This is a genomic window from Runella sp. R0.1_18 (assembly GCF_057652155.1).
Genome location: NZ_JBYFCK010000082.1, coordinates 1 through 696, shown reverse-complemented (window position 1 = coordinate 696; position 696 = coordinate 1). Strand labels below are relative to the sequence as shown.

The following is a 696-nucleotide window of genomic DNA, read 5'->3' as shown; positions in this document are numbered from 1 at the left end:
CCCGATTTGCTCCAGGGAAAAACCCTTCAGCGACAACAGTACCGGCAAGAGTCCCCAGACCATTCCGTCATTTAAATTATTGACCAGTCCGGCCTGGGTAACGGCTCCCAGATTGGAGTGAGCGAAAGTAGTATCCCAAAACACATTCGAAAGCTTTTGCTGCCCGCTACGGCCCGTTTCCAGTTTTACATGGGATGCCGTGTCCTTGACCAGAAAGATACTTCCCACAAGGCCAATGACGGCAAACCCTGCCCCCATCAGGAAAGGATAGGGTCTGATACCATAGCGGGAAGCCAAATACCCGGTCCCAAAAGCGACCAGGGCAATCGACAAGTACCCGGCAGATTCATTGATGCCCATGGCCAGTCCCCGGTTCTTTTCGCCCACCAGGTCTATTTTCATCACCACAGTCGAAGACCAGCAGAGTCCCTGGTTAATGCCCAGCAGCACGTTGGCCAACACGATATAATTCCAACTGGGAGCAAACATGAGAATCAGGGGAACCGGCAGGCCAAAAAGCCAGCCGTACACCAGCAGATTCTTTCTCCCTACGCGGTTGGCCAAGGCCCCGGTGAAGTAATTGGTGAAGGCTTTGCTTACGCCAAAAACGACAATAAAAGATAGCAGGGCCGTGCGGGCCACCAGGCCAAACTCCTGCTCGGCCAGCTCGGGGAGCAGCGTTCGCTCCAGGCCAAT

General features: G+C 54.3%; 1 protein-coding gene. It reads right to left on the bottom strand.

What is annotated here, in order from left to right; genetic code table 11:
• Positions 1 to 696, bottom strand: a 696-nt coding sequence (locus AC23P2_RS31135) for an MFS transporter (RefSeq protein ID WP_487776796.1), incomplete at both ends; no start/stop codon positions are given.